General features: G+C 61.9%; 10 protein-coding genes and 1 tRNA gene. 2 read left to right on the top strand and 9 right to left on the bottom strand.

From position 1 onward, the window contains the following. The 3 genes from ACIGDJ_RS07555 to gabD form a co-directional block, all read right to left on the bottom strand. On the bottom strand, positions 1-1,212 hold the full coding sequence (locus ACIGDJ_RS07555; protein WP_397478584.1) for an HDOD domain-containing protein: 1,212 nt from the start codon (positions 1,210-1,212) through the stop codon (positions 1-3). Positions 1,213-1,347: 135 nt separating this feature from the next. Then, entirely contained in the window at positions 1,348-2,625 is a 1,278-nt protein-coding gene (gene gabT, locus ACIGDJ_RS07550) for a 4-aminobutyrate--2-oxoglutarate transaminase (protein WP_101156998.1), read from the bottom strand. 185 nt (positions 2,626-2,810) lie between these two features. Further along, complete coding sequence (gene gabD / locus ACIGDJ_RS07545) at positions 2,811-4,253, bottom strand: NADP-dependent succinate-semialdehyde dehydrogenase (RefSeq protein ID WP_024011131.1); 1,443 nt, start codon at positions 4,251-4,253, stop codon at positions 2,811-2,813. Between the two features lie 432 nt (positions 4,254-4,685). Between gabD and ACIGDJ_RS07540 the strand changes: the two genes are divergently transcribed. Continuing rightward, positions 4,686-4,762, top strand: a tRNA-Arg gene (locus ACIGDJ_RS07540). 77 nt (positions 4,763-4,839) lie between these two features. Here ACIGDJ_RS07540 and ACIGDJ_RS07535 read toward each other — a convergent pair. Together ACIGDJ_RS07535 and ACIGDJ_RS07530 are read right to left on the bottom strand one after the other, a co-directional pair. Further along, entirely contained in the window at positions 4,840-5,049 is a 210-nt protein-coding gene (locus tag ACIGDJ_RS07535; RefSeq protein ID WP_024011130.1) for a hypothetical protein, read from the bottom strand. A 106-nt stretch (positions 5,050-5,155) separates the two neighbouring features. Further along, positions 5,156-5,716, bottom strand: coding sequence for a YbhB/YbcL family Raf kinase inhibitor-like protein (locus ACIGDJ_RS07530; RefSeq protein WP_101157047.1), 561 nt, complete (start codon positions 5,714-5,716; stop codon positions 5,156-5,158). Between the two features lie 139 nt (positions 5,717-5,855). Here ACIGDJ_RS07530 and ACIGDJ_RS07525 point away from each other — a divergent pair, with 139 nt between their 5' ends. After that, positions 5,856-7,379: an FAD-dependent oxidoreductase gene (locus ACIGDJ_RS07525; protein WP_397478585.1), complete on the top strand. Its 1,524-nt coding sequence runs from the start codon at positions 5,856-5,858 to the stop codon at positions 7,377-7,379. A 118-nt stretch (positions 7,380-7,497) separates the two neighbouring features. On the opposite strand, the gene pgaD is transcribed toward ACIGDJ_RS07525, so the two are convergent. The 4 genes from pgaD to pgaA are packed head-to-tail and all read right to left on the bottom strand — an operon-like array spanning position 7,498 to position 13,872. Continuing rightward, the gene (gene pgaD / locus ACIGDJ_RS07520; RefSeq protein ID WP_101157052.1) at positions 7,498-8,028 is read right to left on the bottom strand and encodes a poly-beta-1,6-N-acetyl-D-glucosamine biosynthesis protein PgaD; all 531 of its coding nucleotides are present in this window, start codon (positions 8,026-8,028) and stop codon (positions 7,498-7,500) included. Beyond that, positions 8,025-9,380 carry a poly-beta-1,6-N-acetyl-D-glucosamine synthase gene (pgaC, locus tag ACIGDJ_RS07515; RefSeq protein ID WP_101157054.1) on the bottom strand — a complete coding sequence of 452 codons (1,356 nt, stop codon included), beginning with the start codon at positions 9,378-9,380 and terminating at the stop codon, positions 8,025-8,027. The genes pgaD and pgaC overlap by 4 nt, the downstream gene beginning before the upstream one ends. A 1-nt stretch (position 9,381) precedes the next feature. Next, positions 9,382-11,379 (bottom strand): poly-beta-1,6-N-acetyl-D-glucosamine N-deacetylase PgaB, encoded by a 1,998-nt coding sequence (gene pgaB / locus ACIGDJ_RS07510; protein WP_312998302.1) that lies wholly within the window; start codon positions 11,377-11,379, stop codon positions 9,382-9,384. A gap of 12 nt (positions 11,380-11,391) precedes the next feature. Next, positions 11,392-13,872, bottom strand: a complete 2,481-nt coding sequence (gene pgaA / locus ACIGDJ_RS07505) for a poly-beta-1,6 N-acetyl-D-glucosamine export porin PgaA (protein WP_101157058.1) — start codon at positions 13,870-13,872, stop codon at positions 11,392-11,394. Positions 13,873-13,934 lie beyond the last annotated feature (62 nt).

Raw genomic sequence — 13,934 nt, 5'->3', positions numbered from 1 at the left:
TTATTTGCGCATCCGAATCAATTCCGGCAAGCCGATCTTGAGCAAACGCGCCGTCCGGCTCTTCGCCAGCTCCTCGACGCCTTCGTGCTCGGTCAGCCGGGCCATCTGCGCCGCCATGTTCATCACCAGCGCCTCGCGGGAATACACGCCGCCGCCCAGCTGATAGACCGAAGCAATCAACTCGCGCAACTCCAGCGGCAGTCGCCAGCGAGTGCGCAATGCCGAGCCATAAGAAGCGCCATACTTCGCCAACGCTTCACCGACCTCTTCCAACTCGTCCAGCTCGCCGCCGGCCTGCTGCCATTCCTGCAAACAGCGCAGCAGCGCAAGATCACCGAGCCGATGCAGCATACCCGCGCAATAGCAGCGCTCCTGATCGAGATCGAGCAAGCGCGCCAGCGTACGCGCATATTCCGCAGTATGCAGAGAAAGCCCCCAATAACGCTCTGCGTAGTCCGCCAGGCATGGATCGCTGAGCCGCGCGCTGCGTTTGAGCGCCAGCCCGAGAATCAGGTTCATGCTCTGCCCGGTGCCGAGTCGATGCAGCGCCTGAGCCAGGGTCTGCACCGGCGCGCCGTAGTGTTGCGCGGCACTGTTGGCGGCTGCGATCAGCACGGCGGTAATCTGCGGATCGGTGCGCACCTCTTCCTCCAGCAGCTTGAGGTCCAGCCCCTCGGGATTGAGGCTGCGCTTGACCGCCACTTGCACATCGGTCATCAGCGGCGCGCCATCAGCCTGCTCGCGACGCCGCTCAAGGAACACCGACAGGGTCATGCCCGGCGCCAATGCCGGCACTTCGCAAACCACCGCTTCGCCAGCATTGAGCAGCAAACCTTGCAAACGCTCGGTCAGGCCTTCCATGTTCAACGGTTTGGTCAGGTACGCCGTCGGCGCCAGCGGAATCGCTTCGCGCACGCTGGCGCTGTCGTTGCGGCTGCTCATCAAAATGAACGGCAGCGGCGGATTACGTTTGCGCTGACGCACGCTGCGCAGCACATTCAAGCCATCGACGCCGGGCAACTCCCAATCGACGATGGCCAGGTCATAGGGCACCTCGCCAAGCAACGACAACGCTTGTTGGCCATCGGCACACAGATCCAGCCGCGCATCGCAGCGCACGTTGAGCAGCACTTGTTTGAGCAGGTCGCGGGACCACGGATCGGCCTCGGCAATCAGCACCCGGGGTACGGCGGGTAAATCAACGGCAGTCATGCGCGCTCTCCTTGCAATGCCTGAACCTTAGCCAATGCTGGCGATTCGATACAGCGCAAACACGTCCGATGTGTTTCTACAGCCATAAAAAAACCCGCCGAAGCGGGTTTTTGTCGAGCAGGTCACAGCAATGGATCAGAGTTCAGAGAAGCACTCTTCGATGATCGCCAGACCTTTGTCCAGTTGCTCGTCCGGCGAAGTCAGCGGCACCAGCACACGCAGCACGTTACCGTAAGTGCCGCAGGACAAAAGGATAAGGCCCTTGTCACGCGCCTTGGCCACCACAGCGGCTACAGCGGTCGGGTTTGGCTTGTGGCTGTCACCGTTTTCGAACAGCTCGAGCGCGATCATCGCGCCCAACGCACGCACTTCGCCGATCACCGGGTACTTGGCCTGAATCGCCTTCAGGCCAGTGACCAGACGCTCACCGACAGCCTTGCAGCGGTCCAGCAGTTGCTCTTCCTCAAACACTTCCATTACCGCCAGCGCAGCGGCGCAAGCGATCGGGCTACCGGCGTAGGTGCCGCCCAGGCCGCCCGGAGCAATGGCGTCCATGTATTCGGCCTTGCCGCAGACGCCGGCCAGCGGGAAACCGCCAGCGATGGATTTGGCGAAAGTGGTCAGGTCGGCGGCAACGCCCATCTGTTCCATGGCGAAGAAGGTACCGGTACGGCCAGCGCCGGTCTGCACTTCGTCAGCGATCAGCAGGATGCCGTGCTGGTCGCACAGCGCGCGCAGGCGCTTCATGAATTCTTTCGGCGCGACGTAGAAACCACCTTCGCCCTGCACCGGCTCGATGATGATCGCAGCGATGTCTTTCGGCTCTGCGTCGTTCTTGAAGATGCGCTCGATGGAAGCGATCGAATCGTCGATGCTCACGCCGTGCAGTTCGTTCGGGTACAGCGCGCGGAAGATGCCGCCTGGCATCAGGCCCATGCCAGCCGAGTACGGCACGACTTTACCGGTCAGGCCCAGGGTCATCATGGTGCGACCGTGGTAGGCGCCGGTGAAAGCGATCACGCCAGCACGGCCAGTGGCGGCACGGGCGATCTTCACGGCGTTTTCCACCGCTTCGGAACCGGTGGTGACCAGCAGGGTTTTCTTGGCGAAATCACCCGGCACCTTGGCGTTGATTTTTTCGCACAGCTCAACGTACGGCTCGTAGGCCAGCACCTGGAAGCAGGTGTGGGTCAGCTTGTTCAGCTGTTCAGTCACGGCGGCAATGATTTTCGGGTGCACGTGGCCGGTGTTCAGTACAGCGATGCCGCCGGCGAAGTCGATGAACTCACGACCTTCAACGTCGGTCACGGTGGCGTTCTTGGCCGACTCGGCGAAGATCGGGTGAATCTGGCCAACACCACGAGGTACGGCATTGGTGCGGCGGGCCATCAGTTCAGCGTTAGTCTTGCTCATTACAGTCCTCATTCGCCGCTCATCGGGCGGCGCGGTTCAAGGATGAAGCGGGAGGAAGCGGCGGTGGCAGCATGCGATGATCGACTGCCACGGCGTTCCCGGCCGCGGAGAAAATGCAGGTTTCAAACGACGCAAAGGGACAGCGCTCTCGTGCCCTTTGCGTTTGCAGCGATCCCTTTCCCGGCTCAGATGCCCAGGCAGAGGTATTTGATTTCCAGGTAATCTTCGATGCCGTACTTGGAGCCTTCGCGGCCCAGACCCGAGGCCTTGATGCCGCCGAACGGCGCGACTTCGTTGGAGATCAGCCCGGTGTTGACGCCCACCATGCCGTATTCCAGCGCTTCGGCAACACGGAACACACGGCCGAGGTCGCGCGCATAGAAGTACGAGGCCAGACCGAACTCGGTGTCGTTGGACATCGCGATCACTTCGGCTTCGTCTTTGAAGCGGAACAGTGGCGCCAGCGGGCCGAAGGTTTCTTCCTTGGCCACCGCAGCGTTTTTCGGCACGTTGGTCAGAATGGTTGGCTCGAAGAAGTTGCCTTCCATCGCCTTTCCGCCAGCCAAAACGGTGGCGCCTTTACTCACGGCGTCAGCGATGTGCTCTTGCACCTTGGCTACGGCTTTTTCGTCGATCAGCGGGCCGGTGGTGGTGCCGTCTTCCAGACCGTTGCCGATCTTCAGTTTGGCCACTGCCACTTTCAGCTTTTCGGCGAACGCATCGTAGACCGCGTCCTGAATGTACAGACGGTTGGCGCAGACGCAGGTCTGGCCATTGTTGCGGTATTTGGAAATGATCGCGCCTTCAACGGCCTTATCCAGATCGGCGTCGTCGAACACGATGAACGGCGCGTTGCCGCCCAGTTCCAGCGAGACTTTCTTGATGTCCTTGGCGCATTCGGCCATCAACTGGCGACCGATTTCGGTCGAGCCGGTGAACGACAGCTTGCGCACGATCGGGTTGCTGGTCAGCTCGCTGCCGATGTCGCCGGCGCTGCCGGAAACGACGCTGAACACGCCCGCCGGAATGCCCGCACGCTGGGCCAGTTCGGCCAGGGCGAAAGCGGAAAACGGGGTTTGCGAAGCCGGCTTGAGCACCATGGTGCAACCGGCGGCCAGGGCTGGACCGGCCTTGCGGGTGATCATCGCCGCCGGGAAGTTCCACGGGGTGATCGCGGCGGTGACGCCGATCGGCTGCTTGATCACGATCAGGCGCTTGTCCGGCTGGTGGCCCGGAATCACGTCACCGTAGATGCGCTTGGCTTCTTCAGCGAACCACTCGATGAACGACGCAGCATAAACGATTTCGCCCTTGGCTTCGGCCAGCGGCTTGCCCTGCTCGAGGGTCATCAGGCGCGCAAGGTCGTCCTGGTTTTCGATCATCAGTTCGAACCAGCGACGCAGCTTGCCGGCACGCTCCTTGGCGGTCAGTGCACGCCAGGCCGGCAGCGCCTTGTCAGCGGCTTCGATGGCACGACGGGTTTCGGCAGCGCCCATTTTCGGCACGGTGCCGAGGATTTCGCCAGTGGCCGGGTTGTTGACCTTGATCGTCTGACCGTTGTCCGCATCGACCCAAGCGCCATCGATGAAGGCTTGCTGGCGGAACAACTGGGTGTCTTTAAGCTGCATGTCGGCTTTCCTTAACAGCACCGCGGCCTGCGCGGAGCAAATTATGATTGTAGAAAGGCGCCTCGCAAGGCTGCCGTCAGGGAAATCAGTGAGCGGAGTGTGGCGCATCTACAGTGCACGAGCGGGCGCACCTGCGCTGCAACATCCCGTCAACGAGCGTTTGAAATCTCAAACGGATCGTAGGTTCAAAGGGGGTAAAGGACAATAGGTCGTTCGAAAAAAAGAACAAAAATGCCGCTTTTCAGATCAACGCATCAAAAACCCTTGCCGCAGGCAAAACCATAGATCAACCCCGGCAAAGCGCCAAGCGAGGGTTTTGCAGGACGTTACCGCTTTAAGGAATGCAGCGATTTGCGCCGACACGCACACTGACAAAACCCGCCAAACCCGGCATGGACGCCCCGAGCCGACCTAGGTATGATGTCGCCCGCTGCACCAGTAGCTCAGCTGGATAGAGTACTGCCCTCCGAAGGCAGGGGTCGTGGGTTCGAATCCCGCCTGGTGCACCATGAATCAAATGAGAAAGCCCCGGACTATGATGGTCCGGGGCTTTTTTGTGGGCGATGACAAGATCGCTGGAACGCCGTCACTCCGTCGTCCAGTCAAACTCATCATATTCATCGTCGTCATCCCCCTCCTCCTCAGCTTCGTCAAACACCTCATCTTCTTCAACGAGGTCTTCTTCCGGCTGATTCAGCAGAAATTCCTTACGTGTCTCGGTTACTGCACGCCGCATTTGTTCGCCCTTCTCCGGGCAGTTGAGCAGTTGGGCGATGCGGTCGATTTTTGCTGCCACGGTGTCCTCCCAGCGCATTGGCAATGGCTTGATAGTGCGCGTTTTCGCGGGGCAATGCCAAATGCCTGGGGTATCAGGGCAGTCCGCCGCTCGGGAGCGGCGAACCTCAGCGGTGATAGCGTCGCACCGCACTGCTGTTGCGCAGCACATGGCCTTTGATTTTTTCCATCAATTCGGCACGGGTCAGGCCGGCGGGCAGGGCGTCCGGGGCGAGGTCGAGGGCGTAGATCTGGATGATGTAGTGGTGCGCGCTGTCACCCACTGGCGGGCATGGGCCCATGTAATGGGTGTTGCCTTTGCTATTGGTGCCGCCGACGCCTTCGAGCGCGGATTTGGCGCCGACACCGGCCGCGATCTGGTGGGTGGTGGGCTTGATGCCGTAATGAATCCAATGATCGACGCCCAGGCCTTTCTGCCCATCCGGGTCGTGCATGACGATGGCGTAGCTCTGGGTACCGGCCGGACCGGCGTTCCAGCTCAGCGCCGGCGACTGGTTCTTGCCGCCGCAACCAGGCGCGTCGCTGGCGGCGGCCGCAGTGAACAGGCGGTTGTCCGACACGCCCGGGATGCTCAGGGTGAAGCGCTCCTGGGCCTGTGCCGGGAACTGCACGCAAAGGGTCACGGCAATGGCCGCCAGCCATGGGTTGAGAGAGGTCAATCGGGTCATTCCGGGAGCACCTTGTGCAGTGAGGCCGTCGTCGGCCCGCAAACTATAGCTGTACCGTTCGTGCCTTGGCACTAGCAAATGGCTGAACCTCGCGCGGCGACCTCAACTCACATGAGAAATGCCTGCGAGGAAACCGAAGATGTCCCTGCACCGTGTCGCCCGCCTATCCGATGTCCCGCAAGACCATGGCCTGCAAGTCGAAATTGGTGACTGCAAGATTGTTCTGCTGCGGGCCAACGGAGAATTGCAGGCGTTTCAGGGGCTGTGTCCACACGCCGGTGCGCCGTTGGCCGAGGGTGCGTTGTGTCACGGCAGGTTGATCTGCCCCTGGCATAAAGCCGCTTACCGCGCCGAGGACGGCGGCCTGTGCGAGCCGCCATCGCTGGACAGTCTCAAGCGCTACCCGCTGGAGCTACGCGGCGATGATGTCTGGGTTGATGACCAGCCCCTGCCCGATCCGCACACCCCGCCCGCTGACGATCCAAGAACGTTCGTGGTGGTCGGCGCCGGGGCGGCGGGCACGGCTTGCGCGGCGGCGCTACGGGAGAAGGGTTTCGGCGGACGCATCGTGCTGGTCGATGGCGAACCGGATGCCGGCTATGACCGCACGGTGTTGAGCAAATTTGTGCTCGCGGGGGAAATGTCACCGAAAGAGGTCCCGCCCCTGCGCGATGAAGCCTTCTATCAAGCGCAGCGCATCGAGCGCGTGCAAGGTGAAGTCAGTTCACTCGACGCTCCAGGCAAAACCCTTCATCTGAACAATGGCGGCATCCTGCACTACGACGCTGCGGTACTCGCCACCGGTGGCGCGCCCAATTCGCTGAAACTGCCCGGCGCCGAACTGGCCAACGTCTTCGTCCTGCGCTCAAAAGCCCAGGCTGAACAGATCATCAACGCTGCACAACCGGGGCAGCGCGCAGTGATCATCGGCGACAGCTTCATCGCCCTCGAATGCGCGGCGGGGCTGCGCGAGTACGGCCTCGACGTCACCGTTCTGGCCCGCCACGCAGTCCCGTTTGCCAAGCAATTGGGTGATGCCGTGGGCAAGGCGATTCGCGCGTTGCACGAAGAGCACGGGGTGAAGTTCATCAGCGAGCACGAGGCTACTGAGATCTTTGGCGAAGACAAGGTCGAGGGCGTGCTGCTCGACAATGGTTTGCGTCTGGCGGCAGATCTGGTTCTCGTCGGCGTCGGCGTCCATCCGGCTACCGAGGCGTTCGGCTCACTGCCTAAGGAAGAAGACCTATCGTTGCGCGTGGATGACGGCATGCGCGTGACCGATGGCTTGTGGGCCATTGGCGATATCGCCACGTTCCCGCTGAGCGGCCAGCCAACCCGCATCGAACACTGGCGGCTGGCCCAGCAACACGCGCGCATCGCCGCTGCCAACATGCTTGGCGGCGAGGAGCATTATCTGGATGTGCCGTTCTTCTGGACCTACCACTTTGGCAAGAATTACGACTATCTCGGTCACGCGACAGAATGGGACGAAATCGAGTTCAGCGGCGAGCCGGAAAAGCCGCCATTCATTGGCCTGTTCGCGAAAAACGGTATCGTCGTTGCGGCGGTGGCTTGCGACAAACAGCGCGCCATGGCATTGCTGGCCGAGCGGATGAAGCAACCTTTACGAATGAAAGAAGCCTGGACGCTGATTCAGGCCTGACACCGGTGCTGTAGGAGCTGACGAGTGCAACGAGGCTGCGATCTCTTGATCTTGTTTTTACATAAGCAAAATCAAAAGATCGCAGCCTTCGGCAGCTCCTACACAGGCCGCGTGGAGATCAGGTCAGGCGTTTCACCGGCTCGCGACTGTCGTCTTCTTCGGCATGCAGAAAGATCACCCGCGGGTTTTCCAGTGGCGCCAGGGGCGCGGGGAGGGCTTGTTGCTGTACCGGCCAGAAGTGTGTTTCGACGTGGCTGATGTCGCCTTCGTGATCGTTGTGAATGGTCATTACCCCCGGCGCGCGCAGTTTCTGGAAACGCTCGTCGGACAGTTTGAAACTCTGGCTCAGACCTTCATCGCCAATCACCGGCGACGGCAGACGACGCTGGGCGAAACTGCGACTTTTGCGTTGTTGATAACGCGCCCACCCGATCAGGATCACCGCGTTGACCAGCGCGACCCACATATACACCTGCAGAGTGCCCAAGGCATCGAATGCCGAATTATCGATGCGCGGGCCGCCGGTGGTCTCGATCAATGGCCATAAGCCGCGCACCAGTAGCAACAGCAGGCCGACCCAGGCCAGCACCGTGAGGATGATGTCGATCACCAGCAGAAATGGCCGTTGGCGAGTGCGGATAATTTTCATTTGATGACTTCCTCCTGGTCGTCGCCCAGCGGGCGGATGCCCCGATCAGGACTGACCCAGCGCGCGCGTTTCTTGTGTTGGCTGAACAACACCTTGGGGAAACTGACCAACGTGGTCAGCAGACTGACGAGCCAGAACACCAACGGGTACCACACCACCCAGAACATGGTCTTGCCCAGGCCCGGCTCGTAGCGGCGATCGATGATGATGCTGACGCCGAACTGCACGAGGCACACGAACGCCAGCAGCAGGCCGGTGAAGGCCGGTGGCATCAAGTGATCGACAGCGATCGCATCGGGCATGACCATGAACTTGCCCATGCCCCAGAAAATCACCGACAACAGGAAGGTGAAGGCCCAACCGGTGGACAGGCAGTATTCGAACAGCAGCGGCCACAAGTAGCGATGGCGGTACTGCCAAATGCCGCGAATGTTCTTGAACAGCACTTCGGCGCCGCCCTGAGCCCAGCGCAGACGCTGCTTCCACAGGCCGCCGAGGGTCTCGGGCATGAGGATCCAGCACAGTGCGCGCGGTTCGTAGAAAATGCTCCAGTGATCGAGCTGCAGTTTCCAGCTGATGTCGATGTCTTCAGTGATCATGTCCGGGCTCCAGTAGCCAACCCGGTTCAGTGCAGTGCGGCGGAACGCGACGATCACACCGGAAACGGTAAAGATGCGTCCGAACACCCGCTGAGTGCGTTTGATCAGCCCGATGATCGAGGAGAATTCGCCAACCTGTACGCGCCCGATCAAAGTCGAACGCGTGCGAATGCGCGGGTTGCCGGTCACCGCGCCAAGGCGTGCGTTATCCAGCATCGGCGCGACCAGATAAGCCGCAGTATTGGGCGCCAGCAACGCATCACCATCTATGCACACCAGATACTCACTGCGCGCAGCAATCGCGCCCATGCGCAGGGCCACAGCCTTGCCCTGGTTTTCCGCCAGATGCAGAACCCGCAGGCGCGGATCTTCCTTGGCCAGCGCATCGAGCACTTCGGCGGTGTTGTCCTTGGAGCCGTCGTTGATCGCGATGACTTCGATGTTCGGGTAATGCTGCGCCAGCGCCGCGTGGATGGTGTCGGCGGCGTTATCGCCTTCGTTGTAGCAAGGGATCAGGATCGAAATCAGCGGCTCGCCTTCCAGCGGTGGCGGCAGCGTGTCGTCCTGCCACGGCCAGTGGCGCTCCCAGTGCAGCCAGAAATACAGGCCGCCGGCGATCCACAACCCGGACATGAACAGCGGGTAGAAGAACACGAACGACATCAGGAACTGGCCGGTGACCACGAAGATCAGCCCCAGCGGAACGCCGAGCACGATCGCCAGAACAAGCAGGGCTAACAGTCTATCCAGCATGTTATGGATTCCATTTGTTGGAGAGTGCAGGCCTTACGGTTTTCAGGTCTGGCAGATTGTCGAGGAAGTTGTCCGGGTAGTAGCCGAAACTGGTCGCACCCTGACGCTTGAGCCGGCCCATCCAGTCCGCCAGTTGTGCGGCATCGATGTCGGCCTGATCCTTTTGGTTCCAGTCGCGCGCCTGCAATTCGAACACCGTGCGATTCAGCGCACCGGGACGTTTTTTCACCGTCGCTACCAAGGCTTCCAGCCACGGGCCAGACTCGGCCACGGTCTGTTTTTCCATCAGAGGCATCGCCATCGGCGCCGTCCAGTCGTAAGTGGCGAGGAAGTCATCGAGGTTCTGCGCGAACCACGCTTCGCTCTGCGGATTGAGCATCGGCTCGGCGAAGATGTTGCGCGCGGTCAGCACCTGCGGGCCGCGAATCGCACGAACCTTGGCGGTCAGCTCGTTGGTGAAGTCGATCAGGTAGCGACTCTTGAAGCGCGTCCAGCGCTGCATCGCCGCCGGATCGTCGCGCAGCGCGGCAATCGAGCCGGGCAAGCCCTGGGCGGCGTAGGCCTTCAGCGCGTCTGGCGTGGCATCTTCGAAATCCGACAGCACCGCGTCGTCGTGATAAAGCACACCGTCGACCGAGGTCAGGCGCGCGAGGTCTTCGTAGATTTCACCGATGATCTTGCGCACTTCGGGATTGAACGGTGACAGGCGTTTGTACTGCTTCGGATCGACCGATGCAGTGCCGGTTTCCGGGTCCCAGCGGGTCACGCGCGGCAGCTTCGAATCCAGTTCGAAACTCAGCACTGGCATCCACGCATAGACCTTCACATGAGCGCGGGTCCGCAGTTGCCAGGCGACGCGGTCGAACAGGTCGGCGCGCACCGGCAAGTGACGGTTGGGAAAGTACAGTGAGTGCACCAGTCCATCGCCCTTGGGATCGGCGAAGGCTTGCAGGAATACCGTGCTGGCGCCCAGATCTGACATGCGCTGCACCAGTTTGCCGAGGTTGATGTCCTGCTGCGCCGGGTCCGGGTCGTAGACGTTGTCGAGATCGACATGCACCACGCGCATCGGCCCCTCGGCCTGCACCGAGACGATGCTGTTGGCAAAATGCTCGCCGTCAGGATCGGAGGCGACGAGAAAGCGCGGCCCGCTCATCAGGTTGTCTAGCGTGTCGAGACCGTCGTCCAGAGTGAGGGCCATTTCATAGCCCTCCTCGCCGACGACGGTCAGCGACGTACCGTCGGCGGCCCCGTACGGCCAGACCCAGACCCGTGGTTTGTAGCCAGTGACCTTGCGAATCTTCTCGGAGATATTTTTCACGTCGGTACGAATGCGCGCCTGGAAATCGGCTTCGGATTCGTAGCGCTTGGTCACAGGGTCATAGCGCCGGGTCGCAGCGGCCGGCTGCAGGTTGCCCTGCGGGTTGGCGAGGATGCCTTTGTGGTTGGCATCGGTGTGAGCAGCAATCTCTACCAGCCCGGACCTGGAAATTTCGCGTATCTGCGCCCAGGTCAGAAAATCCGAACGCTGGCGTGGCGTGCCGGCAAAATCCACCGGCTGGTTCAGCGGCGTGTCGATCCAGGTGCCGACCGGCGCCAGCAAGGCGTGCCAATTATAGGCGCGCAACACCGGCAGCACGCGGGTATAGAAGCTGGCATAACCGTCATCGAAACTGAGCAATACCGCTTTCGCCGGCAGCTCCGGGCCGCCCTTGCGCGCGGCCATGATCTGGTCGACGGTCACTGGTTTGTAGCCGTTCTCGCGCAGCCACGCGAGTTGCTCGATCATGCGCTCGGTGCGCACCGCCACCACGGCCTGATCGGGATCACGGTCTTCGACATCGTGGTAAGCGATGCCGAGCACATGGTTTTTCGGCCACGGTTGTTCACTGGCCGCGACCGGGCGCTCGGAGGGCGGCGCAAAGGCCGGGGCTTGCTGGGCGCAGGCGCTGATCAGCAGCGCTCCCAGCAGAAGGATGAAACGCGAGATAAATGGCATCTTCAAACTCTTCTAGAAGCGGAAAGTGAGGTCGACGAGCAAACGGAGATCAGTTTCCCGATCACCGTCGTAAGGCCGGTTGATCACACTGAACATGCCGCCCACATCGAACACGTCGTTCCAGGCGTACCGTTGGCCATAACCGAGCAACGCCATGCCGCCGGTGCCGTGGTCGCGCTGGCTGTAGGTGCCGGCGCCGGCCTGGAACTGCTGGCTCCAGGAGGTTTCGTAGCGGTGGTAGAGCACGTGATTGACGTTGACCAGCGGCATCACGCTGAAGTCGGATTTCGGGTTGAAATACGGCACGTCGTCGGATTTCGAGTTGTGGCTGGTGCCGACTTCCAGACCGGCGTCGACCTGAATATTCGGCGCGCTGTAAATACCTTCGCGCCCGGTGACCAGCGCTTCGACACGGTTGTTGCCATCGCTGAAGTGCGACGGACTGACCGACACGCGCCACTCGCGGCTTTCGTTGGCACGCCAGCGCAGGAACGCACTGCCGCCGTTGGCCTTGATATCGCTGTTGAGTGCGCGCAGCGGCGTTTCGGCCGAGAGGTATTCGAGGCTGCCGCCGTACTGCCAGTGATCGTTGATGTCGCGGGCAATCGCCAGGCGTGCGCCCTGTTTGTCACCGAAGCCGTAATCGTGATTCGACACCTCGGCTTCGAGCGTCATGTCACGGGTGCGCCGTTCCAGGCCGACACGCTGGAAGCGGTGGTGGCCGGTGCCCTCGGCGAAATCGCCGGTGGCATAACCGGCGCCGGCGAACACGCGCCAGTCTTCGTTGATCGGCGGGCTGTACAGCGTGCTCTGGATACCGAAATCACGGCTGCCGCTGACCGCACCGGCATCGCCGCTGCCGCCACCGTTGGCCTTGCCGCCGTAGGCTTCGACGCGCAGTTCGGCCATGTCATGCACTTCGCGCTCGCGGGCCAGACGCTGCACCTGGCGGTTGTCCGGGTAGCGCGCGACCACATCGTCGACCAGTGCATCGTTCTGTCGCCACTCCTGCAACTCCATGGCGGTGCGTGCCTGAGCGACTTCCAGGCCGGCGTCGCGCGGCGCCATGCCCTCGGTTTCCTTGAGCAGGCTTTCCGCACGGCGTGGCATTTGCCGGGCGAGGTAGAGATCAGCCTGGGCCAAACGCAGGCCAAGGTTGCCCGGCGCTTGATCGACCAGAGCCTGCAAACGCTCTTCACCGTGGGGCAAGTCAGAACTGTAGGTACCGGCCTGGGCGGCGAGTTGCTGAGCGTCCATCCACTCATCGTTGGGATTGCCGACCGGCAAGCCCTTCAGTTCGACGCGCGGCCGCTGGGCTTTTGCCGCATCTTCGGCGACCTTGCGCGCCTCGTCGGCGCGGTCGCTTTCCAGCAGCGAGTAGTACAGCGCCGTGGTGTCTTCGAGACGATCACCGGCATCGGCGTCCGGTGCCGAAAGCACCTGGCGATACAGATCGGTGGCCATCTCAGGCTCACGCTGATCCAGATACGACGCCGCCACCCAACGCAGGGCGTAGGTCGGAATCTGCACGCCCTCGGCCTGCAATTTTTGATATTCGCTGATGACGTCGGCGGTGCGCGCCCGCGCCTTGAGCGCGCCCATGCGGTCGATGCGCCAGCGCGTCACGTCGTCGTGGGCAGTGGCGTCAGGCGTCCAGGTCGCGAGCAGTTTGTCGTAGTCGGCCAGCGCACGGTCGGCGATGACGTAGCGTTCCTGTTCGCTGCGGGTAGCCAGTTCGGCGAGGCGTACGCGTTCGGCAGCGAGATCGCCTTCGAGGCGGCGCAAGGTCACCGGGTCAATCAGACCGGGACGTTGGCTGGCCAGACGCAGCGCCGGCTCAGGCAGACGAGCCTTTTGCAGGGCAACCACGTACTCGCGGGCGACTTCCGGTTTGTTGCCGGCGCGGATAAAGGCCTGATCGAATTCGAATAATGCGTCGTACGGTTTGCCAGCGCGACCGAGGGCATAGCCCAGGGCGAGGCGGCGCGAAGGATCGTCGGGCTTGGCGGCGACCAGCGCCTGCGCACGGGTGACTGCCTGATCGGGTTTGCCGGCATCGGCCTGGGTCAGCGCCAGGCCCAGTTGCAGGTCGGCGTTGTCCGGTTCCAGCGCCAGTGCCTTGTTGTAGACCTGGGTGGCCTGATCCCAGCGCTTGAGGTTGCGATAGGCACGTGCTGCGGCGGTCAGCGCCTGAACCGGCAGAACGCGGTCGCGGCCCTGGGCCTCATAGACCTTGACCACTTCGGCATCGAGCCCGGCCCAACTGGCGATTTGCAGATGATCGCTGATCTGGCCGTCGCTGGCCTGACCCGGCGGCACCTGACGCAGCACCGTCAGCGCAGGCGTGTAATGCCCGGCACGGGCATCGCGCACCATCTCGTCGTAGGGTGTGTCGGCCAACGCCAGCAGCGGCCAGAGCAACTGGCTGCACAGGGCGAATCGGAACAAAGGGCGCAAACCACGATGTATTACAGGACCATCAATACGCGGCATTCGTCAGCATCCTTACATGGCCAGCCGGGTCGCAATGCCCTCCTTGCCCATTCGTAACGGTG

It is taken from the genome of Pseudomonas sp. NPDC079367, assembly GCF_044542195.1.
GTDB lineage: Bacteria > Pseudomonadota > Gammaproteobacteria > Pseudomonadales > Pseudomonadaceae > Aquipseudomonas.
Note: the sequence above shows the minus strand (reverse complement) of the source record. Positions and strands in the feature narration are given on the sequence as shown.

Coding starts and splice junctions, on each gene's coding strand:
- pgaB (WP_312998302.1), bottom strand. CDS start 11,379: ATGCCATTTATCTCGCGTTTCATCCTTCTGCTGGGAGCGCTGCTGATC.
- pgaA (WP_101157058.1), bottom strand. CDS start 13,872: ATGCCGCGTATTGATGGTCCTGTAATACATCGTGGTTTGCGCCCTTTG.
- pgaC (WP_101157054.1), bottom strand. CDS start 9,380: ATGCTGGATAGACTGTTAGCCCTGCTTGTTCTGGCGATCGTGCTCGGC.
- gabD (WP_024011131.1), bottom strand. CDS start 4,253: ATGCAGCTTAAAGACACCCAGTTGTTCCGCCAGCAAGCCTTCATCGAT.
- ACIGDJ_RS07530 (WP_101157047.1), bottom strand. CDS start 5,716: ATGACCCGATTGACCTCTCTCAACCCATGGCTGGCGGCCATTGCCGTG.
- ACIGDJ_RS07525 (WP_397478585.1), top strand. CDS start 5,856: ATGTCCCTGCACCGTGTCGCCCGCCTATCCGATGTCCCGCAAGACCAT.
- pgaD (WP_101157052.1), bottom strand. CDS start 8,028: ATGAAAATTATCCGCACTCGCCAACGGCCATTTCTGCTGGTGATCGAC.
- ACIGDJ_RS07555 (WP_397478584.1), bottom strand. CDS start 1,212: ATGACTGCCGTTGATTTACCCGCCGTACCCCGGGTGCTGATTGCCGAG.
- gabT (WP_101156998.1), bottom strand. CDS start 2,625: ATGAGCAAGACTAACGCTGAACTGATGGCCCGCCGCACCAATGCCGTA.